Source organism: Kitasatospora cathayae (genome assembly GCF_027627435.1).
Taxonomy (GTDB): domain Bacteria; phylum Actinomycetota; class Actinomycetes; order Streptomycetales; family Streptomycetaceae; genus Kitasatospora; species Kitasatospora cathayae.
The window spans coordinates 6,223,841-6,246,432 of sequence record NZ_CP115450.1 but is presented as its reverse complement, the minus strand read 5'-3'; the positions used below and the strand labels follow the sequence as shown (position 1 = coordinate 6,246,432).

General features: G+C 73.0%; 17 protein-coding genes. 4 read left to right on the top strand and 13 right to left on the bottom strand.

The window, feature by feature from the left end; translation table 11 throughout:
- Positions 1-165: 165 nt before the first annotated feature.
- From O1G21_RS27935 to rsmH, 13 genes are all read right to left on the bottom strand, one after another.
- Positions 166-954, bottom strand: coding sequence for a YggS family pyridoxal phosphate-dependent enzyme (locus tag O1G21_RS27935; RefSeq protein ID WP_270147524.1), 789 nt, complete (start codon positions 952-954; stop codon positions 166-168).
- Positions 954-1,685, bottom strand: coding sequence for a peptidoglycan editing factor PgeF (gene pgeF, locus O1G21_RS27930; RefSeq protein WP_270147522.1), 732 nt, complete (start codon positions 1,683-1,685; stop codon positions 954-956). Before pgeF ends, O1G21_RS27935 begins: the two co-directional genes overlap by 1 nt.
- Complete coding sequence (ftsZ, locus tag O1G21_RS27925; RefSeq protein WP_270147521.1) at positions 1,682-2,914, bottom strand: cell division protein FtsZ; 1,233 nt, start codon at positions 2,912-2,914, stop codon at positions 1,682-1,684. Before ftsZ ends, pgeF begins: the two co-directional genes overlap by 4 nt.
- Positions 2,915-3,276: 362 nt before the next feature.
- Positions 3,277-4,095, bottom strand: a complete 819-nt coding sequence (locus O1G21_RS27920; protein WP_270147519.1) for a cell division protein FtsQ/DivIB — start codon at positions 4,093-4,095, stop codon at positions 3,277-3,279.
- Positions 4,076-5,182 carry an undecaprenyldiphospho-muramoylpentapeptide beta-N-acetylglucosaminyltransferase gene (gene murG / locus O1G21_RS27915; protein ID WP_270147518.1) on the bottom strand — a complete coding sequence of 369 codons (1,107 nt, stop codon included), beginning with the start codon at positions 5,180-5,182 and terminating at the stop codon, positions 4,076-4,078. Before murG ends, O1G21_RS27920 begins: the two co-directional genes overlap by 20 nt.
- Positions 5,183-5,188: 6 nt before the next feature.
- Positions 5,189-6,529 (bottom strand): putative lipid II flippase FtsW, encoded by a 1,341-nt coding sequence (ftsW, locus tag O1G21_RS27910; protein ID WP_405000722.1) that lies wholly within the window; start codon positions 6,527-6,529, stop codon positions 5,189-5,191.
- 148 nt (positions 6,530-6,677) lie between these two features.
- The gene (gene murD / locus O1G21_RS27905; protein WP_270147516.1) at positions 6,678-8,117 is read right to left on the bottom strand and encodes a UDP-N-acetylmuramoyl-L-alanine--D-glutamate ligase; all 1,440 of its coding nucleotides are present in this window, start codon (positions 8,115-8,117) and stop codon (positions 6,678-6,680) included.
- On the bottom strand, positions 8,114-9,175 hold the full coding sequence (gene mraY / locus O1G21_RS27900) for a phospho-N-acetylmuramoyl-pentapeptide-transferase (RefSeq protein WP_270151300.1): 1,062 nt from the start codon (positions 9,173-9,175) through the stop codon (positions 8,114-8,116). Before mraY ends, murD begins: the two co-directional genes overlap by 4 nt.
- Positions 9,175-10,578 (bottom strand): UDP-N-acetylmuramoyl-tripeptide--D-alanyl-D-alanine ligase, encoded by a 1,404-nt coding sequence (locus O1G21_RS27895; protein WP_270147514.1) that lies wholly within the window; start codon positions 10,576-10,578, stop codon positions 9,175-9,177. The genes mraY and O1G21_RS27895 overlap by 1 nt, the downstream gene beginning before the upstream one ends.
- Positions 10,575-12,227 carry a UDP-N-acetylmuramoyl-L-alanyl-D-glutamate--2,6-diaminopimelate ligase gene (locus O1G21_RS27890; protein WP_405000721.1) on the bottom strand — a complete coding sequence of 551 codons (1,653 nt, stop codon included), beginning with the start codon at positions 12,225-12,227 and terminating at the stop codon, positions 10,575-10,577. Before O1G21_RS27890 ends, O1G21_RS27895 begins: the two co-directional genes overlap by 4 nt.
- 6 nt (positions 12,228-12,233) lie before the next feature.
- Positions 12,234-14,480, bottom strand: a complete 2,247-nt coding sequence (locus O1G21_RS27885) for a peptidoglycan D,D-transpeptidase FtsI family protein (RefSeq protein ID WP_270147512.1) — start codon at positions 14,478-14,480, stop codon at positions 12,234-12,236.
- 73 nt (positions 14,481-14,553) lie between these two features.
- Positions 14,554-15,105 carry an FtsB/FtsL family cell division protein gene (locus O1G21_RS27880; RefSeq protein WP_270147511.1) on the bottom strand — a complete coding sequence of 184 codons (552 nt, stop codon included), beginning with the start codon at positions 15,103-15,105 and terminating at the stop codon, positions 14,554-14,556.
- 132 nt (positions 15,106-15,237) lie between these two features.
- Entirely contained in the window at positions 15,238-16,212 is a 975-nt protein-coding gene (gene rsmH / locus O1G21_RS27875; RefSeq protein ID WP_270147510.1) for a 16S rRNA (cytosine(1402)-N(4))-methyltransferase RsmH, read from the bottom strand.
- Between the two features lie 537 nt (positions 16,213-16,749).
- Between rsmH and O1G21_RS27870 the strand changes: the two genes are divergently transcribed.
- The 4 genes from O1G21_RS27870 to O1G21_RS27855 all read left to right on the top strand — a co-directional run bounded on the left by O1G21_RS27870 (position 16,750) and on the right by O1G21_RS27855 (position 22,521).
- Complete coding sequence (locus tag O1G21_RS27870) at positions 16,750-17,292, top strand: beta-class carbonic anhydrase (RefSeq protein ID WP_270147509.1); 543 nt, start codon at positions 16,750-16,752, stop codon at positions 17,290-17,292.
- A gap of 411 nt (positions 17,293-17,703) precedes the next feature.
- Positions 17,704-18,750 (top strand): AAA family ATPase, encoded by a 1,047-nt coding sequence (locus O1G21_RS27865; RefSeq protein WP_405000720.1) that lies wholly within the window; start codon positions 17,704-17,706, stop codon positions 18,748-18,750.
- Between the two features lies 1 nt (position 18,751).
- A complete protein-coding gene (locus tag O1G21_RS27860) occupies positions 18,752-20,077 on the top strand; it encodes a DUF58 domain-containing protein (protein WP_270147508.1) in 1,326 nt (441 codons plus the stop codon).
- Positions 20,074-22,521 (top strand): transglutaminase TgpA family protein, encoded by a 2,448-nt coding sequence (locus O1G21_RS27855; protein ID WP_270147507.1) that lies wholly within the window; start codon positions 20,074-20,076, stop codon positions 22,519-22,521. The genes O1G21_RS27860 and O1G21_RS27855 overlap by 4 nt, the downstream gene beginning before the upstream one ends.
- Positions 22,522-22,592: the final 71 nt, after the last annotated feature.

Below are 22,592 nucleotides of genomic sequence, written 5' to 3'. Positions count from 1 at the left end.
CCTGCGGATTCCGCGGTCCGCCCACGACGGCTCGTCAAGGCGACGCGCCGTCAGAGTTCTGGGTTGGGGGCCGCGGAGCTGCGATCCACGGTTGGCTAGCGCTTCTGAAAGCTGCTAGTTTCTGTCCTATTTTGTCCTGCAGTCTGATCTACTTACTCGGTGACGTTACCTGAGGGGTGACCTCACTCCGAGTACCGCCGTTCCGACGCGCACGTGTGTCGCCCCGGCGGCAATCGCCTGCTCAAGGTCACCGCTCATCCCTGCGGAGACCATGGTGGCAGCCGGATGGGCCGCCCGTACGGCGGTTGCGATTTCCGCCAGCCGATCGAAGGCGCGAGCCGGGTCTCCGGCCAGCGGACCGGCCAGCGGAGCGACGGTCATCACACCGTCCAGGCGGAGCCCGGGCGTGTCGGCGATCGCGTCGGCGAGTTCCGCGACGTCCTCCGGGGCGACCCCGGCCCGGTGCTCGCCTTCACCGTGCTCCTTGTCCAGCGCCACCTGCACCAGGCAACCCAGCTCGGGGCGGCCGGACTTGAGCACGGCCGCCGAGAGCGACTCGACCAGCCGCAGCCGGTCCACCGAGTGCACGTGGTTCGCGTACCGAACGACCGAGCGGACCTTGTTGGTCTGCAGCTGCCCGACGAAGTGCCAGTCAAGAGGAAGGTTTCTGCACTGCTCCGCCTTGGGCGCGGCGTCCTGGTCGCGGTTCTCCGCGACGTCCGTCACCCCCAGTCCGGCCAGCAGCGCGGTGTCCTCGGCCGGGTAGGTCTTGGTGACGACGATCAGGGTGACGTCCTCGCGCGGACGTCCGACGGCCGCACAGGCGTCCGCGATCCGGCGCTCGACCACCTCGAGATTGGTCCCGAGCTCCTCGTACCGGGCGCGCTGGCCCTCCGTCAGCGCCGCCGCGAACTCGCTGCTCCCCGGGAACGGTCCGTAGATGTCGTTCGTCATCAGTGATCAGAGCCCAACCAGACGTAGCTCGCGAGCCGGCCCGTGCGCTGCTCGCGACGATAGGAGAAGTGATCGGCGGATTCGAGGGTGCAGACCGGTGACCGCACCAGCTCGGTGACCCCCGCCGCGGCCAGCTGGGCCGCGACTCCCTCCGGCACGTCCAGCGCCGGGGTCCCCCAGGAGGTCTCGGCGAAGGCCGCCGGGACGACCTCGGCGACCTCGGCGCGCAGCCCGGCCGGCACCTCGTAGCAGCGGCCGCAGACCGCGGGGCCGGTGGCGGCGGTGATCCGCGCCGGCTCGGCCCCCAGTCCGACCATCGCCTCGACGGCCGCGGTCACCACTCCGGCCGCCAGTCCGGGTCGGCCCGCGTGGGCCGCGCCCACCACGCCCGCCACCGGGTCGGCCAGCAGCACCGGGGTGCAGTCCGCGGTCAGCACCGCGAGCGCGAGCGGCCGGTCGGTGACCACCGCGTCCACCGTCGGGGCCTCCCCCAGCGGCTGGCGCTCCGTCACCACGGCCACCTCGGCGCCGTGCACCTGGTTCATCCAGACCACGTCGGCCGGGTTCAGCCCCAGCTCCCGGGCCGCGATCGCCCGGTTCTCCCGGACCGCCTCCGGGTCGTCCCCGACCGCGCCACCGAGGTTGAGCTCCCCGTACGGCGAAGTGCTCACCCCGCCCCACCGATCGGTGAAGGCGAAGTGAGCACCCGCGCGGACCGCGTGATCGATCACTTAAGGAAGTCCGGGACGTCGAGCTCCTCTGCCGGGCTCTCCACGAACGGCTGCCGGGCCGGCTGCACCTGCGGCGGCACCGGAGCGGAGGCGGTCGTGGTGGCCGGGGTCTCGGCGGGACGCGACGGGGCGGCCGGGGCCTCCCCCTCCGAGCGGGACGTCACCGAGCCGATGCTCCCGTACGACGGACGGCCGGCCGGACGCTCCGGGGCGGCCGGCGGGGTGGCCGGGGCGGCTGGGGTGGTGGACTTGACCACCGGGTCGCGGACGATCGCCGGCGGCTGGCCGCCGTCGAAGCCGGCCGCGATGACGGTGACCCGCACCTCGTCGCCGAGCGCGTCGTCGATGACCGCACCGAAGATGATGTTGGCCTCGGGGTGGGCGGCCTCGCTGACCAGCTGGGCCGACTCGTTGATCTCGAACAGGCCGAGGTCGGAGCCGCCCGAGATGGACAGCAGCACGCCGCGGGCGCCGTCGATCGAGGCCTCCAGCAGCGGCGAGGAGATCGCCATCACGGCGGCCGCCTTGGCGCGGTCCTCGCCGCGGGCCGAGCCGATGCCCATGAGCGCCGAACCGGCGTCCGACATGACGGACTTGACGTCGGCGAAGTCGAGGTTGATCAGACCCGGGGTGGTGATCAGGTCGGTGATGCCCTGGACACCGGAGAGCAGGACCTGGTCCGCCGAGCGGAACGCGTCGAGCACGCTGACCTGGCGGTCCGAGATGGACAGCAGTCGGTCGTTGGGGATCACGATGAGGGTGTCGACCTCTTCGCGCAGGGCGGCGATGCCGTCCTCGGCCTGGTTGGCCCGGCGACGGCCCTCGAAGGTGAAGGGGCGGGTGACCACGCCGATGGTCAGGGCGCCCAGCGAGCGGGCGATGTTGGCGACGACGGGCGCGCCGCCCGTGCCCGTGCCACCGCCCTCGCCGGCGGTCACGAAGACCATGTCGGCCCCCTTGAGGACCTCCTCGATCTCCTCGCGGTGGTCCTCGGCGGCCTTGCGGCCGACCTCGGGATTGGCGCCGGCGCCGAGGCCCCGGGTGAGTTCACGGCCCACATCGAGCTTGACGTCGGCGTCGCTCATGAGGAGGGCCTGCGCATCGGTGTTGATCGCGATGAACTCGACGCCCTTGAGACCGACCTCGATCATCCGGTTGATGGCGTTGACACCACCGCCGCCGATTCCGACGACCTTGATGACTGCGAGGTAGTTCTGCGGTGCTGCCACGTCGAAGGCCTCTCGCCTCGAATTTCCGGGTCGGCCCGGCCCGACGGTGGGCCGTACCGACGGATGTCGATGGGTAGGGAGCCTGGTTTCTGACTGAATGTCCGAAATGCCGACCGCCGACCCCAACCCTAAACTTGACCTTTAGGGTTAGTCCTGTGCCTCCGTCACATCACCAACGGACACAGTCTGGTGACACAGGACACTAGGTGGCTCCGGGCACGTGTTTCAACGAACACGCCGAGCTTCCCTTTTTCTTTTGAGCCTATGTGATCATCGGCCGGCAATGGAAACCGGGGTGACCACCAAGGGTCGGGCCGACACTTCGAGGCGTCAACCCCTCCCTCGGGCAAGAATCTAGCGGATCAGCCCGACACCGCCGGCGCCTCCGGCGCCGTCACGTCGAACAGGGTGCCCTTCTGCTTCAGCAGCGCCACCAGCACCCGGGCCTTCCGGTCGGTCTGTTCGGGACTCCCCCAACGCACCGTCGCACCCCCGCTGAGCTGCAGTTCGATGTCGTCGTAGGAGTGCACGAGGACCGATCCGGCCCGCTTGGCGATCTCCGGCGGGAGTCCGGCGGCCACCGCCACCGCGCCCTGCACCAGCTGCGCCCGCGAGATCACCCCGTCCGCGTCCTTCGCGGGCTGACTGAGCCGCAGCTCCACCACCGGCACGCCCTGCGGCGGAGCCGCCTCGGTGGCGAAGCTCACGCCGGCGGCATCCACCTGGGTGAACTGGCCGTCGTCCCCCTTGACGGCGGCCACCGCGGTCCGCTGCACCACCTTGACCTGCAGGGTGTGCGGCCAGCCCCGCCACACCTCGGCCTTCGCCACCCGGGGGATCGTCTCCACCCGGTGCCGGACGCCGTCCAGGTCGACCCGGGCCAGCGGGCCGTCGGAAAGCCCGCCGACCGCCGCGCGGACCTGGTCCGACGTCAGCTTCTCGTCCGCCGTGCCCTGGACGGCGACATCGCGCACGTCCAGCACCGAGGAGAAGAACACCACCCAGGCCAGCACGCCCAGCACCGCGGCCCCGAGCACGCTCAGCACCACGATGCCCCGCCGGGAGAGCCGGAGACGGGGAGCGGACTCCTCGTCTTCGAAGTCCTCCTCCTCATGGGGGTACCCCCGGCCGGAGGCTGGGGGAGGGTCGGCGAGCCGGCCGTCACCCACGGCGGCGACCATCCCGGTGGGCCTGGATCGCCTCGTACACCATGGCGACCAGCAGGTCGTCGGCGTCCCGGCGGCCGAACTCGGCGGCGGCGCGGCTCATGTCCCACAGCCGCTGCGGGTCGGTGAGCACCGGCAGCACGTTCTGCAGCACCCAGTCCGGGTTCAGCTCGGCGTCGTCGACCAGCAGGCCGCCGCCGGCCTTGACCATCGGCTGGGCGTTCAGCCGCTGCTCGCCGTTGCCGATCGGCAGCGGCACGAAGGCGGCGGGCAGCCCGACGGCGGCCAGCTCGGCCACCGTCATGGCGCCGGCCCGGCAGAGCATCAGGTCGGCGGCCGCGTAGGCGAGGTCCATCCGGTCGATGTACGGCACCGGGCGGTACGGCGGCATCCCGGGGACGTCCGCGACCTGCGGCAGCTCGTTCTTCGGGCCGACCGCGTGCAGGATCTGCACGCCGTACTGCTGCAGCCGCGGGGCGATCGCGGTGACCGTCTCGTTGAGCCGGCGCGCGCCCTGGGAGCCGCCGGAGACCAGCAGGGTGGGCAGCCGCTGGTCGAGGCCGAAGTACTGGCGGGCCTCCGGCCGGGTGGCGTTGCGGTCCAGGGTGGCGATGGTCCGGCGCAGCGGGATGCCGATGTACCGGGAGTCGCGCAGCTTGCTGTCGGGGGTGGAGACCGCGACGAAGTCGGTGTAGCGGGCGCCGATCTTGTTGGCCAGGCCCGGGCGGGCGTTGGCCTCGTGCACGACGATCGGCACCCCGGCCCGCTTGGCGGCCAGGTAGGCGGGCATCGCGACGTAGCCGCCGAAGCCGACCACGGCGTCGGCGTTGACCCGCTCGATGATCTCCTGGGCGGCCCGCACCGTCCCGCGCAGCCGCCCGGGGACGGTGATCAGCTCGGGGGTGGGCTTGCGGGGCAGCGGCACCGCCGGGATGAGCTCCAGCTGGTAGCCGCGCTCGGGCACCAGCCGGGTCTCCAGCCCCTTCTCGGTGCCCAGGGCGGTGATCCCGATGGACGGGTCGTGCCTGCGGAGGGCGTCCGCGAGGGCCATGGCCGGCTCGATGTGACCGGCGGTCCCCCCGCCGGCGAGTACGACATGCACCGAAATTCACCGCTCCCTGCGTGCCGGCCCGGGGGCCGGGCGCGCTGTGGTTCGTCGTCGTGGCAGCACCCGGGCCAGTCGCTTCCTGATCCGGGAGTTCTTGCTCCGGGCGGCCAGGGCCGCCTTCGCGCCCGAGGAGCTGCGTGCCAGGCACAGCAGCACTCCGATCGCGGACATGGCCGACAGCATGGCGGACCCGCCGTAGGAGAACAGCGGGAGCGGGACGCCCGCGATGGGCAGCAGTCCCAGCGCCGACCCCAGGTTGATCATGGCCTGCGCCATGATCCAGGTGGTGGCGGCTCCCGCGGCGTACCTGACGAAGGGATCCTTCGTACCGATGGCCACACGGATACCCGCGTAGCCTAGTGCCGCGAAGAGACCGATCACCGACAGCGTCCCCACCAGCCCCAGTTCCTCGCCGGTCGCGGCGAAGATGAAGTCGGTGTGCGCCTCGGGCAGCTGGCCCCACTTCTCCACGCCGGCGCCCAGGCCGGTGCCGAAGCCGCCGCCCAGCGCGAACGAGTAGACGCCGTGCAGGGCCTGGAAGCAGGCGCCCTCCGGGTCGAGCTTGGTGACGCCGATGCAGCCCAGGCGCTCGGCCCGGTGCGGGACGGTGATCACCAGGGCGGTGCAGACCACGACCGCCACCCCGAGGGTGGCCACGAACAGCCGCAGCGGCGCGCCGACCATCCACAGCAGCGCGAACACCATGGCCACCAGGATCATCGAGGTGCCCATGTCGCCGCCGATCATGATCAGCGCGAGCAGCAGCAGGGCGCCCGGCACCAGCGGCACCAGCAGGTGCTTCCAGGAGGTGAGGGTGCCGGTCTTCTGCTTGCGGGCGAGCAGGTCGGCGCCCCAGAGCACCAGCGCGAGCTTGGCGAACTCGGAGGGCTGGAACTGGAAGAACCCGAAGTCCAGCCAGTTCTGGTTGCCGTTGATCCGCACCCCGATGCCGGGCACGGCGACCAGCGCGAGCGCGCCGATCACGCCGAACATCACCGGGTAGACGATCACCCGCAGCACGGCCACCGGGACGGAGGCGAAGCCGACCAGCAGGACCAGGCCGAGGATGGCCGCGATCAGCTGCTTGAGGAAGTAGTACTGCGCGGTGTGGTGCTGGTTCAGCGCCAGGATCTGCGAGGCCGAGAAGACCATCATCAGGCCGAGCACGACCAGCAGCAGGGTGGTTCCGACCACCAGCAGGTACGGCGTGAGCGGCCGGTCCAACCAGTACCGGACGCGGGCCCGGAAGGCCCGCAGCCGTCCCAGCGGACCGGCCGACTTGTACTTGGTCGTGGTGGCGGAGATCACTCGCCACGGCTCGGCGGCGTCCTGCTTCGTCACGCCGGAATCCGCCCTGCCCTGCCCCGCCACCGCTCCCCGCTCCTCTTCATGCGGCTCGTTCGCCTCCGGGCCGCTCCGATCCGACGCCGACGGTCGTCCCTTTCGGCGTCGGCGCGGCCCTTCGGCTCACTCGCCGAGGCCCTTCGGCTCACTCCCCGGGGTCCGCCAGCTCTCGGACGGCCGCCGCGAACAGGTCGCCGCGCTCGCCGTAGTTGGTGAACATGTCCATCGACGCGCACGCCGGGGCCAGCAGCACCGTGTCACCCGATCGGGCGAACGATGCGGCCGTTCGAACGATCTCGGCCATCGCCACCGCGCCAGTCTGGCCCTCGGCCGCCTCGATCACCGGTACATCCGGAGCGTGTCGCTCCAGCGCCTCCCGGATCAGCGCCCGGTCCTGCCCGATCAGCACGACCGCGCGCAGCCGCTCGGCCGCGCCCTGGACCAGGTCGTCGAAGGTCGCGCCCTTGGCCAGCCCCCCGGCGATCCAGACGATCGGCCGGTAGGCGGCCAGCGAGGCCGCGGCGGCGTGGGTGTTGGTGGCCTTGGAGTCGTCGATGTACGTGACCTCGCGGACGGTGCCGACCTCGGCGATCCGGTGGGCGTCCGGGCGGAAGGCCCGAAGGCCCTCCCGGACGGCCTTCGGCTCGACCCCGTAGGCCCGGGCCAGCGCCGCCGCGGCGAGCGCGTTGGCGATGTTGTGCGGGGCCGGCGGGTTGACGTCCTCGACGGAGCCCAGCTCGGCCGCGTTCTTGGCCCGGTCCTCGACGAAGGCCCGGTCCACCAGCAGGCCGTCCACCACGCCGAAGTTCGACGGGCTGGGCGCGCCGAGGCCGAAACCGATCGCCCGGCAGCCCTCCTCGACGTCGGCCTCCATGACCAGCGCCTCGGTGGCCGGGTCGGCCAGGTTGTACACGCAGGCCACCACGTTGCCCTCGTAGATCCGGCCCTTGTCGGCGGCGTACGCCTCCATCGAGCCGTGCCAGTCGAGGTGGTCCGGGGCCAGGTTGAGCACGGCCGCCGAGTACGGGCGCAGCGAGGGCGCCCAGTGCAGCTGGTAGCTGGAGAGCTCGACGGCGAGCACGTCGTACGGCTCCTCGGCGAGCACCGCGTCCAGCACCGAGACCCCGACGTTGCCGACGGCGGCGGTGCGCTTGCCGGCCGCGGTGAGGATCGAGGCGAGCATCTGGACGGTGGTGGTCTTGCCGTTGGTGCCGGTGACGGCCAGCCAGGGGGCGGGCTCGCCGGTGCCCGGCAGCGGCTTGCGCAGCCGCCAGGCCAGCTCGACGTCGCCCCAGACCGGCACCCCGGCCGCCTCGGCGGCGGCGAACAGCGGGTTGTCGGGGGCCCAGCCGGGCGAGGTGACGATCAGCGCGGTGCCCTCGGGCAGGCTGGCGCCGTCGCCCAGGCGCACCGCGATGCCGAGCGCCTCCAGCTCGGCGGCGCGGGCCCTGAGGCCCTCGCCACTGCCGCCGTCCACCACGGTGACGCGGGCGCCGAGGCCGTTCAGGACGCGCGCGGCGCTGATGCCCGAGACGCCGAGGCCGGCGACCACCACGGGCAGGTTCATGAAGTCGGTGTTCGTCATCCGGTCCGGTATCCCGCGTAGAAGAGGCCGAGGCCGACGGCCACGCACAGGCCCTGGATGATCCAGAAGCGGACCACGACCAGGACCTCGCTCCAGCCCTTGAGTTCGAAGTGGTGCTGCAGTGGTGCCATCTTGAAGACGCGCTTGCCGGTCATCCGGAAGGAGCCGACCTGGATGATCACCGACAGGGTGATGATCATGAAAAGGCCGCCGAGCATGATCAGCAGCAGCTCGGTGCGCGAGCAGATCGCCAGGCCGGCCAGGGCGCCGCCGAGGGCGAGGGAGCCGGTGTCACCCATGAAGATCTTGGCGGGCGAGGTGTTCCACCACAGGAAGCCGAAGCAGGAGCCCATCAGGGCGGAGGCGACCACCGCGAGGTCCAGCGGGTCGCGGACGTCGTAGCAGGCGCCGGTGGCGGAGATGAAGTAGGCGCAGCTCTGGGTGTACTCCCAGACGCCGATGAAGGTGTAGGCGCCGAAGGCCATCACCGAGGCGCCGGTGGCGAGGCCGTCCAGGCCGTCCGTCAGGTTCACGCCGTTGGAGGTCGCCGCGATCATGAAGTACGCGAAGATGACGAACAGCACCGGGCCGATCGACCAGCTGAAGTCGCGGACGAAGGACAGCTTCTCGGAGGCCGGGCTGAGCCCGCGGTCGTCGTGGAACTGCAGCGCCAGGATCGCGAACACCAGACCGACGATGGACTGGCCGGCCAGCTTCGCCTTGGCCCGCAGACCGAGCGAGCGGCGCTTGACGACCTTGATGTAGTCGTCCAGGAAGCCCACCAGGCCGAGGCCCGCGGTCAGGAAGAGCACCAGCAGCCCGGAGGCGGTCGGGGTGTCGCCCGTTATCCCCTTCGTCGCGAAGTACGCGATCAGGGTCGCCAGGATGAAGGCGATGCCGCCCATGGTGGGCGTGCCCTTCTTGCTGTGGTGCGCCTTGGGGCCGTCGTCACGGATGTACTGGCCGTAGCCCTGCCGGGCGAGCAGCTTGATCAGGGCGGGCGTGCCGACCAGCGAGAGGATCAGGCCGATCATCCCGGAGAAGAGGATCTGCTTCATCATCGGACAGCACCGTCCGCCAGGAGGGCCTCGGCCACCTTCTCCAGCCCCACCGAACGGGAGGCCTTCACCAGGACCACATCCCCCGGCCGCAGCTGACTGCGCAGCAGCTCGACCGCCGCGTCCGCGTCGGACACCAGCACCGACTCCTCACCCCACGAACCTTCGTTCCTCGCGCCGAGTTCCATGCAGGCCGCCTCGCGTCCGCCGACCGCCACCAGCTTGGTGACGTCCAGCCGGACGGCGAGCCGCCCGATGGCGTCGTGCTCGGCCAGGCTCTCCTCGCCGAGCTCCCGCATCTCGCCGAGCACCGCCCAGGTGCGGCGGCGCTCCGGACCGCGGCCGCCCATCGAGACCAGCGCCCGCAGCGCGGCCCGCATCGAGTCGGGGTTCGCGTTGTAGGCGTCGTTGACGACGGTGACACCATCGGCCCGGTCGACGACCTCCATGCGCCAGCGGGACAGCGCACCCGCCTCGCCCAGGGCTGCCGCGGTGTCGTCGACGGTCATCCCGAGCTCCGTCGCCACCGCGGCGGCGGCGAGGGCGTTCGAGACGTGGTGCTCACCGTACAGGCGCAGCTGCACGGGCGCGGAACCGGCCGGGGTGGTGAGCGTGAACGACGGCCGTCCGGTGGCGTCCAGGCGAACGTCGGTCGCCCGGACGTCGGCGTCCGGGGACTCCCCGAACAGGACCACCTTCGCCTTGGTGCGAGAGGCCATCGCGCGCACCAGCCGGTCGTCCGCGTTGAGGATCGCGGCGCCGTCGGCGGGCAGCGCCTCGACCAGCTCGCCCTTGGCCTCGGCGATCGCCTCCTGGGAGCCGAACTCGCCGACGTGGGCGGTGCCGACGTTGAGCACCAGGCCGATCCGCGGCGGGGTGATCGAGGTGAGGTACTCGATGTCGCCCTTGTGCCGGGCGCCCATCTCCATGACCAGGTGCCGGGTGCCCTCCTCGACCCGCAGCGCCGTCATCGGGTGCCCGATCTCGTTGTTGAGCGAGCCGGGCGGGAAGACGGTCGCGCCGCGGTGCTGGAGCAGCTGGGCGATCAGGTCCTTGGTGCTGGTCTTGCCGGCCGAGCCGGTCAGCGCGACCACGGCGGTGCCCTCGGCGCGGGCGACCACGGCCCGGGCCAGCCTGCCGAGCGCCTCCACCACACTGTCGACCAGGACGGCGGGCACGCCGACCGGGCGGGAGGCCAGCACCGCGACGGCGCCGGCCTCGACCGCCGTGGCGGCGTAGTCGTGGCCGTCCACGTGCTCGCCGACGAAGGCCGCGAACAGGCCGCCGGGGCTCACCTTCCGCGAGTCGACCTCGACCGGGCCGGTGACCAGGGTGTCCGGGGCGGCGCCGTCCAGGGTGCCTCCGACAGCGGCGGCCACCTCGGCGAGGGTCAGTGCGATCACTGCTGCTCTACTCCTCGGTCGCCCCGGGCGACCGAGGTCCGCACGATCGATTCGCACAGCACCTCCCGGTCGTCGAAGGGGCGGATCTCGTTTCGTACGTACTGGCCGAGCTCATGGCCCTTGCCGGCCACCAACACGGTGTCCCCCGCCCGGGCGCGGGCTACCGCGAGCTCGATCGCCTCGGCCCGGTCGGGGACGACCAGGACGGCCCCGCGCTCGGCCTCGGGCACCGCGGCGGCGCCGGTCAGCATGCTGGCGAGGATCGCCAGCGGGTCCTCGCTGCGCGGGTTGTCGCTGGTCAGCAGGGCCGTGTCGGCGAGCCGGGCGGCGATGGCGCCCATCGGGCCGCGCTTGTGGGGGTCGCGGTCGCCGCCGCAGCCGACCACGACGTGCAGCCGACCCTTGGTGACCTCGCGCAGCGAGGCGAGGACGGCCTGCAGGGCGTCCGGCTTGTGCGCGTAGTCCACCACGGCGACGAACGGCTGTCCGGCGTCCACCCGCTCCAGCCGGCCCGGAACGCCGGGGACGGCGGCGACGCCCGCCACCGCCTGCTCCAGCGGCAGCCCGGCGGCGACCAGCGCGGTGATCGCGGCCAGCGCGTTGGAGACGTTGAACGGGCCGGGCAGCGGGACGGCGGCGTCCGCCTCGGCGCCGTCCGGGCCGACCACCCGGAAGGTGGAGCCGGTCGGGCCGAGCTGCACGTCCACGGCCCGCCAGTCGGCCTGGGCGGCGCCGGCGGCCGAGAAGGTGGTCACCGGGATCTTCGCCTCGGCGGCGAGCCGGCGGCCGTACTCGTCGTCCAGGTTGACCACGCCGTGGCGGGACTTGCCGGGCTGGAAGAGCCGGGCCTTCGCCTGGAAGTAGTCCTCCATGTCCGGGTGGAAGTCGAGGTGCTCGGGGGTGAGGTTGTTGAACAGCGCGACGTCGTACGTCACCCCGTCGGTGCGGCCGAAGACCAGGGCGTGGCTGGAGACCTCCATGGTCACCGCGTCCGCGCCGCGCTCGGCCATCACGCCGAGGATCGCGTGCAGGTCGGTGGCCTCGGGGGTGGTGCGCTCGCTCTTGATCCGCTCCTGGCCGACCCGCATCTCGACGGTGCCGATCACGCCCGGGCTGCGCCCGGCGCCGCGCAGACCGCCCTCGACCAGGTACGAGGTGGTGGTCTTGCCGTTGGTGCCGGTCAGCCCGATCATCAGCAGCCGCTCGGACGGGTGGCCGTAGACGATCGCCGCCAGCTCGCCCATCCGGGCCCGCGGCCGGTCCACCACCAGCAGCGGCAGGCCGGTGGGGGCGGCCAGCTCGGCGCCCGCCGGGTCGGTCAGCACGGCCACCGCGCCGGCCTCCGCGGCCTTGCCGGCGAAGGCCGCGCCGTGGTGGTTGGCGCCCGGGAAGGCCACGTACACGTCGCCCGGACGCACCGCACGGGAGTCGTGGGTGACGCCGGTGACGTCGGCGCCCTCGACGGGCGGCAGGCCCAGCCGGGCGGCCAGCTCGGCGAGCGGCAGGGCGGCGGTCCCGGTCGGGCGGGGCGGGCTCACGGTGGTTTGGCTGGGTTTCGGCACGGCGGGAAGGCTATCCGCCGAAGGGTGCCCAGGGCCAAACCGGGCCTTCTCGGGGTCGCCGGCCGCACCGGCCCGCTGGTTGCTCATCCTCGCTCACGGCTTCCACTCGACGGGCAGGTTCGGCGCCTGGCTGCCGCTCGGCGGGACCTGCATGGTCTTCAGGGTGAACTCCATCACCTGCTTGAACACCGGCCCGCACAGCTGGCCGCCGAAGTGGCCGTTGACCGGGCCCTGGAGGGTGCAGGAGACGGTGTACCGGGGGGCGTCGGCCGGGGCGAAGCCGATGAAGGAGGCGGTGTAGCCGTCGTAGCCCTTGCCGTCGGCGGCCCCCCGGTTGGCGGTGCCGGTCTTGCCGGCGACCCGGTAGCCGGGGATGGCGGCGTTGCCGCCGGTGCCCTGCTCGTCGTCGACGACCGACTCCAGCATCGAGGTGAGGGTCTTGGCGGTCTGCTCGCTGACCACCCGGGTCTGCTCGCCCGGCGCGGTCGGAGTGTACTTGCCGTCCGGCCCGGTGACGCCCTGGACGATGCTGGGCGCGACCCGCACCCCGCCGTTGGCGATGGTCGAGTACACCGAGGTGGCCTGCATCGCGTTCAGCTGCAGCGGGCCCTGGCCGAAGGAGATGTTGTACTTCTCCGAGGCGACCAGGTCCTCCGGCTTCTTGAGCATCCCGGGCGTCTCGCCGGGGAAGTTCAGGCCGGTCGGCTGGGCCACGCCGAACTTGCGCAGGTAGCCGTCCAGCACCTGGTTGGCCTTCAGCTGGTCGCCGTCGCCGAGGGTCTCGACCGCCTCGATGGTGCCGATGTTGGAGGACTTGGCCAGCACCCCGGCCAGGGTCAGGTACCAGTCGCCGTGTTCGACATCGTCCTTGAACTGCTGCCCGGCCCGGACCAGCCGGTTCGGCACGGTGACCCTGGTGTCCCAGTTGGCCTTGCCGGAGTCCAGCACGGCGGCCAGGCTCATCAGCTTGGCGGTGCTGCCCGGCTCGTAGGCGTCGACCAGGGCCGGGTTGCCCATCTGGGACTGCTTGGCCAGGCTCAGGTCGTTCGGGTTGAAGCCGGGCGCGCTGGCCATCGCGATGACCTGGCCGGTCTTCACGTCCTGGACGATGACGTAGCCCTTCTCCGCGCCGGAGTTGGCCACCTGGTCGGTGATCGCCCGCTGGGCGGCCCACTGGATGTCCCGGTTGATGGTCAGCTTGATGTCGCTGCCGGGCACGGCCGGATCCATCGAGCCGCCGGCGGTGGGCACCAGCCGGCCGCCGGCCTGGGCGTAGCTGCTGTGGCCGTCCTTGCCGGCCAGCTGCTTCTGGTACTGCAGCTCCAGCCCGCCGGCGCCCTCGCCCTCGCCGTTGACGAAGCCGACCAGGTTGGCGGCCAGCCCCTCGGCCGGGTAGATCCGCTTCTGGGTCTCCCGGTTGAACACCCCGGCCAGCGGGTTGGCGCACTCGTTGTCCACCCGGGTCCGCCCGCCCTGGTCGGCGGGCCTGCCGAGCAGCTTCCTCTGGGCCTGGCAGGTGCGCGAGCCGGCCTTCTTCTCCAGGCCCGCCTTGAGGTCGCTGATCTGGTTCTTGGCGGCCGGGGTCTGCTGGGCGGCGAGCCGCTTGTAGCGGGTCTTGGGGGTGTGCAGGTCGGCGGCGATCTTGTCCCGGGCGACGCCGAGGATCGGCGACAGCAGGGCGGCCGCCTGCTCCGGCGCGTCCGGGATGCCGGTCGCCTCGGGGGTGAACATCGCCGGGTCGGCGGTGATGTCGTACGCGTCCACGGTCGCGGCCAGCGCGACCCCGTCGGAGGACGTTATCGAGCCGCGCTCGGCGGTGATCGGGATGTTCTGGTAGCGGTTGGTGTTGGCGTCGGCGGCCAGCGCGTCGGCGTCCACCAGCTGGAGCTGCACCAGGCGCCCGGCGAAGACCGAGAACACCAGCGACAGCGCCACGGTGATCACCCGCAGCCGACGCTTCGGCTCGGCCAGCTTCAGCGCCTTGGGGCGCTGCGGCACCCGGGACTTCGGACGCGGCCGCACCGCCGACTGGCTGCGGGCCGGCGGACGGCCCTCCGGGCGGCGCTGCTGCGGCGCGCGCGGGGTGCGGTCGGCGGCGGCCTTGGCGGGCTGCGCCTTGGCCGACTGGCTGCGCGCGGGCTGGGCCTTCGCGGGCTGGCCCTTCGCGGGCTGGGCCTTGCCGGACTGGCCGCGGACGGGCTGGCCCTTGGCCGGCCGCCCCTTCGCGTCAGCGGGCTGGCCGCGCCCGGCGGCGGGTCGGGCCGCACCGGCGCGCGGCGGCTGCCGACGGCCGGACCCGGAACCGGAGCCGGAGCCGGACGGCTGACGAGGCGTGCTCATGCGACCGCCTCGCTACGCTCGGCGGGCGCTTCGCACAATTCGCACCTCTCGATGATTCGCTCGTTCCACTCGCTCATCGGGTACCGCCCCCGTGCTGCGCCGGCGCGGACGACACCGGGTTGAGCTGGATCACCGAGTCACCGGCCGAGGCCGCCGGGGTCGGCGGCGGCGCGGGCGCCTGACTCGTCGGCTGCGCCGAAGGCTGGGCACTGGGCGAGGCACTCGGTGCGGCGCTCGGCTGGGCCGGGGCCACACTCTGGGCCCCCGGCGAGGGCTGCTTCATCGGCCACGGTTCGACCGTCGACTTCTTCACCGGCGGGCTGTCCTTCGCCGAGCCGGGAGTGCCGAGCACCTTGCCCCCGTTCGGCACGTCCAGGAAGGCCATCCCGCCGGCCGGAACCATGCCCAGCTCACCGGCCCGCCTGGCCAGCGCGTCCGGGGCCGAGCTCTGGTCGATCTCGTGCTGGAGGCTCTGCTGCTCGTCGGTCGCCTTGGTGGTCTGCTTCTGCAGCCGGGACAGTTCGAAGGAGCCCTCGTTGAGCGCCGTGTTCAGCGCCAGCAGGCCGAGCAGCCCCGCCGCCAGCAGCACCACCACGAGCACCGCGAACGGCGTGCGCCCCCGCACGGGGCGCCGCCCCGGCCGGACCGTGATCCGCGCCCTGCCCTGTCCGGGGAGTCCTCCCCGCCCCGCCCGGACCTCACCGGCCACCGGCCCCACCGCTCTCCTCCGCCCTTCGGACCCCGCCGGAGCCGATCCTCAGCCCCGCTTGCTTCGGTCCCTGATCCTCTCCGCCACCCGCAGCCGCACGGGCGCGGCGCGCCGGTTCTCCTCGATCTCCTCCTCGGTGGCCAGCTCGGCACCGCGGGTGATCAGTTTGAGCCAGGGCTGGTGCTCCTCCGGGATGAACGGGAGCCCCGGCGGGGCGGTGCTGGTCGCCCCGGCGGCGAAGTACTGCTTCACCAGTCGGTCCTCCAGCGACTGGTACGACATCACCACCATCCGGCCGCCTACCGCGAGGACGTCCAGCGCGCCCGGGATCGCCCGGTCCAGGACCTCCAGCTCGCCGTTGACCTCGATCCGCAGCGCCTGGAAGGTCCGCTTGGCCGGGTTCCCGCCGGTCCGGCGGGTCGCCGCCGGAATGGCGTTGCGCACCAACTCCACCAGACGCGCGCTGTTGGTGAACGGTTCCTTCGCCCGCTCCCGCACGATGACCGAGGCGATCTTCCCGGCGAACCGCTCCTCGCCGTACACCTTGAGGATCCGGGCCAGGTCGCCGTGGCTGTAGGTGTTGAGGACCTCCGCCGCGCTGATCCCCCGGGTCTGGTCCATCCGCATGTCCAGCGGCGCGTCCTGGGCGTAGGCGAAGCCGCGGTCGGCCTCGTCCAGCTGCATCGAGGAGACGCCGAGGTCGAACAGCACGCCGTCCACCCGGTCGATGCCCAGCCGCTCCAGCACCTCGGGGATCTCGTCGTACACCGCGTGCACCAGGGTGGCCCGGTCGCCGAACGGGGCCAGCCGCTCGGCGGACAGCTTCAGTGCCTGCGGGTCGCGGTCCACCGCGATCAGCCGGACCTCCGGGAACTGGGTCAGCAGCGCCTCGCTGTGCCCGCCGAGGCCGAGGGTGGCGTCCACCACCACGGCGCCGGGGCGCGAGATCGCCGGGGCCAATGCGTCCATGCACCGCTGCAGCATCACCGGAACGTGCTTGGGACCCGGTTCGTTGGTGGTCATGCGCGGTGGCGCCCTTCCTCGGTGCGGAGCAGCCCGTCGTCCGGGAGCTCCGACCATTCTCGCCCACCGCCTGCCGGCACGACGACGCGGCCCGTGGTCCCCGCCCGCTCGAGAGGAAGGTCGTGGCCGCCGGGCGCCGGGGAAGGTGCGCCAGGTGAACACGGAGCGGGTGGAGGCCACAGGCCGCATCGGCCGGGCCACACCGGCCGAGGACGCCCGGTTGACGGGCTCCGGCGGGTGTGCTCCAACGCGCCGCAACTCTATCGCGCGGGCCCCTCCAGTCAATGGTCCGCTCCGGCGCACCACCCGGGCGGCGGTACGGATCACCGCAGGTCGCGGCCCTCGGGGCGGTCCGGCGGGGACACCGATGGGGGGCCTCCGGCGAGTGCCGCGCGCCCCGTCGAGCGACCGGGCGCGAACCCACAAGCCGCAGCCCGGGACAAACCGTCCCGTTGTCGCTATGCGCTCGATCACAGCGGTGCGTTCTGTAGCACTTCGCCCCACCGCGCGGCCCCGGATCGCACTAACGTCGCCCTCATGACAGTGACCCCCGACCGGCCCACGCCGAACGCCGCTGCCGACTCTCCCAGCTCCACCGTCATCGACCGCTTCGTCACGGCCAACCGCGAGTACGCGGTGACCTTCCGGGACGGCGGCATGGACGCCCGGCCCGTCCAGCAGATCGCCGTGGTGGCCTGCATGGACGCCCGCCTCGACCTGTTCGCGGCACTCGGCCTCGAACTGGGCGACGCCCACGTCATCCGCAACGCCGGCGGCGTCGTCACCGACGACACCATCCGGTCGCTGACGATCAGCCAGCGCGCCCTGGGCACCCGCTCGATCGCGCTGATCCACCACACCGGCTGCGGCCTGCTCGGACTCACCGAGGACTTCCGCCGCGAACTGGAGCTGGAGGTCGGCCAGCGCCCGCAGTGGGCGGTGGAGGCCTTCGTCGACCTCGACGGCGACGTCCGCCAGTCCATGCAGCGGGTCCGCACCTCCCCCTTCCTGCTGCACACCGACGACGTCCGCGGCTTCGTCTTCGACGTCCACACCGGCCTGCTGCGCGAGATCCGGTAGCCCTCGACGCCCTCCCCGCCCGGCCAACGGCGTCCGGGCGGGCACCCGCCCCGCCCCGGAGGCGAGCGGGCGAGTAGCCCAGGACCGCCCCGAGCCGAAGGGGCGCGCCGACGCCGAAAGGGAGAAGCGCGGGAGCGACGCAGGAGCGACGGAGCGCCGACCGTCGGCGTCGGACCAGGAGCGCCCCGGAGGCGAGCGGGCGAGTAACCGCCGAATGGTGACTTCTGGCCGCCGTACGGGGGAGAATGCGCCTGCCGGTCAGGCCCCGAACCACCTGGGGCGGCCGGGCCGCAGGCCGCCGAACCGGCGCCGGATCCTCCTTCGGAACCGCCCCCGGAGCGGCCGCGTCAAGCATGGGGTGGGGTCCGGCCTCGGGTGAGGCGGGCGCAGCGTGCCAGGGAGCGTAAACGGGTGACGAGCTACGACGATCAGGCCGGTCTCGGCAGTCCTGCGGGGGGCGGACAGAGGGCGAACGGGTACCACCAGGTCGGGCTCCCCGAGCTCGCCGCGGTCGTGGACCGGGTCCGCGCCAACATCGAGAGCGTGATCGAGGGCAAGCCGGAGGCGGTCCGGATCGCCCTGACCGTGCTGCTCGCCGAGGGCCACCTGCTGCTGGAGGACGTGCCCGGCGTCGGCAAGACCATGCTGGCCAAGGCGCTCGCCCGGTCCGTCGACTGCACCGTGCGCCGCATCCAGTTCACCCCTGACCTGCTGCCCTCGGACGTCACCGGCACCAACATCTACGACCAGCAGCAGCACGACTTCGAGTTCCGCCCGGGCGCGATCTTCGCCCAGATCGTGGTCGGCGACGAGATCAACCGCGCCTCGCCCAAGACCCAGTCCGCGCTGCTGGAGTCCATGGAGGAGCGCCAGGTCACCATCGACGGCACCACCTACGAGCTGCCCTCGCCGTTCATGGTGGTGGCCACCCAGAACCCGGTCGAGATGGAGGGCACCTACCCCCTCCCGGAGGCCCAGCGGGACCGCTTCATGGCCCGGATCTCGATCGGCTACCCCAGCCCCGAGGCGGAGTTCGCGATGCTCGACGTGCACGCCGGCGCCAACCCGCTGGCCGACCTCCAGCCGGTCGCGCACGCCGCCGACATCCTCAAGCTGGTCGACCTGGTCCGCACCGTGCACATCGCCGACCCGGTCCGCCGCTACGCCGTCGACCTGGTCGCCGCCACCCGCACCAGCCCCGAGCTGCGGCTGGGCGCCTCGCCGCGCGCCACCCTGCACCTGGTCCGGGCCGCCCGCGCCGCCGCCGCGCTGGACGGGCGCGACTACGTCACCCCGGACGACATCCAGCGCCTGGCCGTCCCGGTCCTCGCCCACCGCCTGATGCCGACCGCGGAGACCCAGCTCGGCCGCCGCACCTCCGAGCAGATCGTGACCGACCTGGTGGCCCGGCTGCCGCTGCCGCGTCCGCAGGGCAGCCCGGTCGTCCGGAGGGGCTGAGGTGGCCTCATCAGCCGATCAGACCGGCGGACTGCGGGCCGGACTGCGCGGCCTCACCACCCGGGGCCGTTCCTTCCTCGCGGCCGGCCTGACCGCGGTGGTCTGCGCCTACGTGCTCGACCAGGACGCGCTGCTGCGGGTCGGCGTGCTGCTCGCCGCGCTGCCGTTGGCCGCCGCCCTGGTGGTCGCCAACACCCGCTACCGGGTGGCCAGCGGCCGCCGGCTCAGCCCGCACCGGGCGATCGCCGGCCAGGAGGCCCGGGTCCACCTGCGGGTGGACAACGTCTCCCGGGTGCCCACCGGTCTGCTGCTGCTGGAGGACAAGGTCCCGTACGTGCTCGGGCCGCGCCCGCGCTTCGTGCTGGACCGGGTCGAGCCGCGCGGCTTCCGTGAGGTCTCCTACCGGGTCCGCTCCGACCTGCGCGGCCGCTACCCGCTCGGGCCACTGCAGCTGCGGCTGTCCGACCCGTTCGGAATGTGCGAGGTCAACCGCGCCTTCACCGCCTCCGACGTGCTCACCGTCGTCCCGCAGGTCCAGACGCTGCCGCAGGTGCGGCTCACCGGCGAGTGGATCGGCCAGGGCGAGAGCCACACCCGCACCCTGGCGCTGGCCGGGGACGACGACGTGATCCTGCGCGAGTACCGTCCCGGCGACGACCTGCGCCGGGTGCACTGGCGCTCCACCGCCAAGTACGGCGAGCTGATGGTGCGCCGCGAGGAGCAGCCGCAGAAGGCCCGCGCCACCGTCCTGCTGGACACCCGCGAGGTGGGGCACCGGGGCACCGGCCCCGCCTCCTCCTTCGAGTGGGCGGTCAGCTGCGCCGCCTCCGTCGCCGTGCACCTGCTGGAGCGCGGCTACCAGACCCAGCTGCTCACCGACACCGGTCAGTGGGTGCCCGGGCCCGGCACCGGCGGCCACAACCTCGCCGCCGACACCTCCGGGCTGATCCTGGACGCCCTCGCGGTCGCCGACCTGTCCGACGGCGCCGGGATCTCCCGCGCCGAGGAGCCGCTGCGGGCCGGCGGCGAGGGCCTGCTGGTCGCCGTGCTCGGCGACCTGGACGCGGCGCAGACGGCCAGGCTGGCCCGGCTGCGCGACCGCACCGGCGGGGCGATCGCCTTCCTGCTCGACACCGAGACCTGGGCCGGGCTGCGGATGCTCGCCCCGGACACCGGCGGCGACGCGTTCCGCGAGCGGGTCCGGGAGCTGCGCCGGGCCGGCTGGACGGTCCTGCCGGTCCGGGCCGGCGACTCCGTGCCGGACCTGTGGCGGGCCGCCGACGGCGCGAAGACCACCGCCCCCTACCGAGAAGAGGCCGGCGCGTGACCACCCGGGCCAAACTGACCGTTTACTCGGCGCTGGCCACCGCCCTCGCCTCGCTGTGCATGCTCCCGCTGCTGACCACCCGCGGCTGGTTCACCCACGCCCTCCTGGTGGTCGGGGTGATCTCGGCGGTCGGCGCGGGCCTGCGCCGCTCCCCGCTGTACCGCTGGTCGGTGCCGACGGCCCAGGTGCTGGTGCTGCTCCTGCTGATGCTGATCGGCTTCGCCGGCTCCGGGATGACCGGCGGCGTGCTGCCCGGACCGTCCGCGCTGCGCGTGCTCAGCCGGGTCTTCTCCTCCGGCCTCGACGACATCGTGCAGTACGCCCTCCCGGCGCCACCGACCCCCGGTCTGCGGCTGATCCTGGTCTCCGCGGTCGGCCTGATCGCCGTGCTGGTGGACACCATCGCGGTGACCTACCGGCGCGCGGCGCTGGCCGGGCTGCCGCTGCTGGCGATGTACTCGATCGGCAACGGCTTCGCCGGGAAGCAGGGCGGCAGCTGGATCTGGTTCTGCTTCGCCGCCGCCGGCTACCTGGTGCTGCTGTTCGCGGAGGGCCAGGACCGGGTCTCCCGCTGGGGCCGGGTCTTCCGCGGCGGCGCGCGCGGCACGGTGACCTCCAACCAGGTCAGCCTGGGCGGCCAGCAGGTCGGCGTGCTGGCGCTGGCTTTGGCGATGCTGCTGCCGGTGTTCCTGCCGCGCTGGGACTTCGGGCTGCTGGACTCCGGCTCCGGCGGGTCGTCCGGCAGCGGCACCGGCCTCGGCCGGAGCGTGACGAGCAGCCTCGACCCGATGATCAGCCTGGAGTCCGCGCTCACCAAGCCGAGCGACGACGTGCTGCTCACCTACACCCTGGACAGCGACCTGGCCGACCAGACCTACCTGCGCACCGGCTCGCTGGACCAGTTCGACGGCGCCAGCTGGAAGCTCGGCAGCACCGTGGTCAGCGACCTCCCCAGCACCCTGCCCACCCCCGAGGGACTGCGGGACCCCAACGTCCCCCGGGTCGAGGGCGACTTCCAGGTCAGCGAGAAGCTGGAGAAGAGCTGGCTGCCGATGCCGTACCCGGCCGCGTCCGTCCAGGTCCCCAACCGCGGCGACTGGAAGCTCGACCCGGTGACCCGCACCGTCGTGCCGGTCACCGAGCGGGCGATCCGCGGGCTGCGCTACCACGTCACCTCGCTGGACCTGCGGCCGACCGCGGACGAGCTGCGCACCGCGCCGACCGCCCCGCAGGACATCCGGGACCGCTACACCGCCGTCCCCTCCGACCTGCCGACGGTGGTCGCGCAGCAGGCCAGGGCGATCACCGCCGACGCGCACACGGACTACGACCGGGCGACGGCGCTGGTGAACTACTTCACCGGCCCGCAGTTCAAGTACGACACCTCGGTCGAGGGCGGCACCGGCAGCAACGCGATCGCGGTCTTCCTGCGCGACCGCCGGGGCTTCTGCGTGCACTTCGCCTCCACCATGGCGGCGATGGCCCGGGTGCTGAAGATCCCGGCCCGGGTCGCGGTCGGCTTCACCCCCGGCGACAGCAAGGACGGCAACACCTACTCGGTCACCGGCCGGATGTACCACGCCTGGCCCGAGCTGTACTTCTCCGGCTACGGCTGGACGCGCTTCGAGCCGACCCCGAGCCGGGGCGTCCCGACCCACTACACCGAGGCCTCCAGCGCCCCGACCACGGCGCCCACCCACCAGCCGACCGCCGCGGCGACCAGCGCGGCCGCCGTACCGGCGCCGACCAGCAGCTCGGACTGCACCGCCAAGCAGCGTCAGCTGGGCGAGTGCGGGCCCAAGGACAAGGTCGTCAGCCAGGCCGCCGAGGAGTCCTGGCTGCTGTCCGGGCAGGTGCTCGGCACCCTGGCCGTGGTGGTGGTGCTGATCGCCCTGCTGCTCGTACCGATGTTCTGGCGCACCGCCGTGCGCCGTCGCCGGCTCGGCGGTGGCGGGCGGCGCCGGCCCGGCGGGGACGGCCCGACCGAGCTCACCGACGCCCAGGTGCTGGCCGCCTGGGACGAGCTGGTCGACTCCGCCTGGGACCTCGGAATTCCCCCGGACGAGTCACGCACTCCGCGCTCGGCCGCCCGGCGGATCACCGAGAAGGCGGACCTGGACGCGGAGGCGGCGGCCGCCACCGGGCGGCTGGCGCTGGCCACCGAGCGGGTGCTCTACGCCCCGTCCGGGCCGGTCACCACGGCTCCGCTGGCCGCCGACGTCCGCACCGCCCGACGCGCTCTGCAGGCCGGCGCCGGTCGGCGCGGGCGGATCCGGGCGCTGTTGCTGCCGCCGTCCTCGGCGCAGCTGTGGTGGCGGATCTCCGACGCGGTGCAGACGGCCCGGGCTGCCGTCGCCACCGGGACCGGCCGGGCCGTCGAGGCGGTCACCGGTCCGGTGCGGCGGGTGTTCACCCGGCGCGGGCGGTCCACCCCCGGGTCCTGACCGGGACGAGAGAGCCGGGGCGGGCAGTCGATCGACTGCCCGCCCCGGCTCTCTCGTGTGTCAACCCCTGA

Bases quoted from the DNA above. Each gene is read 5' to 3' on its own strand.
- O1G21_RS27935 (WP_270147524.1), bottom strand. From the start codon at position 954: ATGACGAACGACATCTACGGACCGTTCCCGGGGAGCAGCGAGTTCGCG.
- O1G21_RS27920 (WP_270147519.1), bottom strand. From the start codon at position 4,095: ATGGTCGCCGCCGTGGGTGACGGCCGGCTCGCCGACCCTCCCCCAGCC.
- murD (WP_270147516.1), bottom strand. From the start codon at position 8,117: ATGACGAACACCGACTTCATGAACCTGCCCGTGGTGGTCGCCGGCCTC.
- mraY (WP_270151300.1), bottom strand. From the start codon at position 9,175: ATGAAGCAGATCCTCTTCTCCGGGATGATCGGCCTGATCCTCTCGCTG.
- O1G21_RS27890 (WP_405000721.1), bottom strand. From the start codon at position 12,227: ATGAGCAACCAGCGGGCCGGTGCGGCCGGCGACCCCGAGAAGGCCCGG.
- O1G21_RS27885 (WP_270147512.1), bottom strand. From the start codon at position 14,480: ATGAGCACGCCTCGTCAGCCGTCCGGCTCCGGCTCCGGTTCCGGGTCC.
- rsmH (WP_270147510.1), bottom strand. From the start codon at position 16,212: ATGACCACCAACGAACCGGGTCCCAAGCACGTTCCGGTGATGCTGCAG.
- O1G21_RS27870 (WP_270147509.1), top strand. From the start codon at position 16,750: ATGACAGTGACCCCCGACCGGCCCACGCCGAACGCCGCTGCCGACTCT.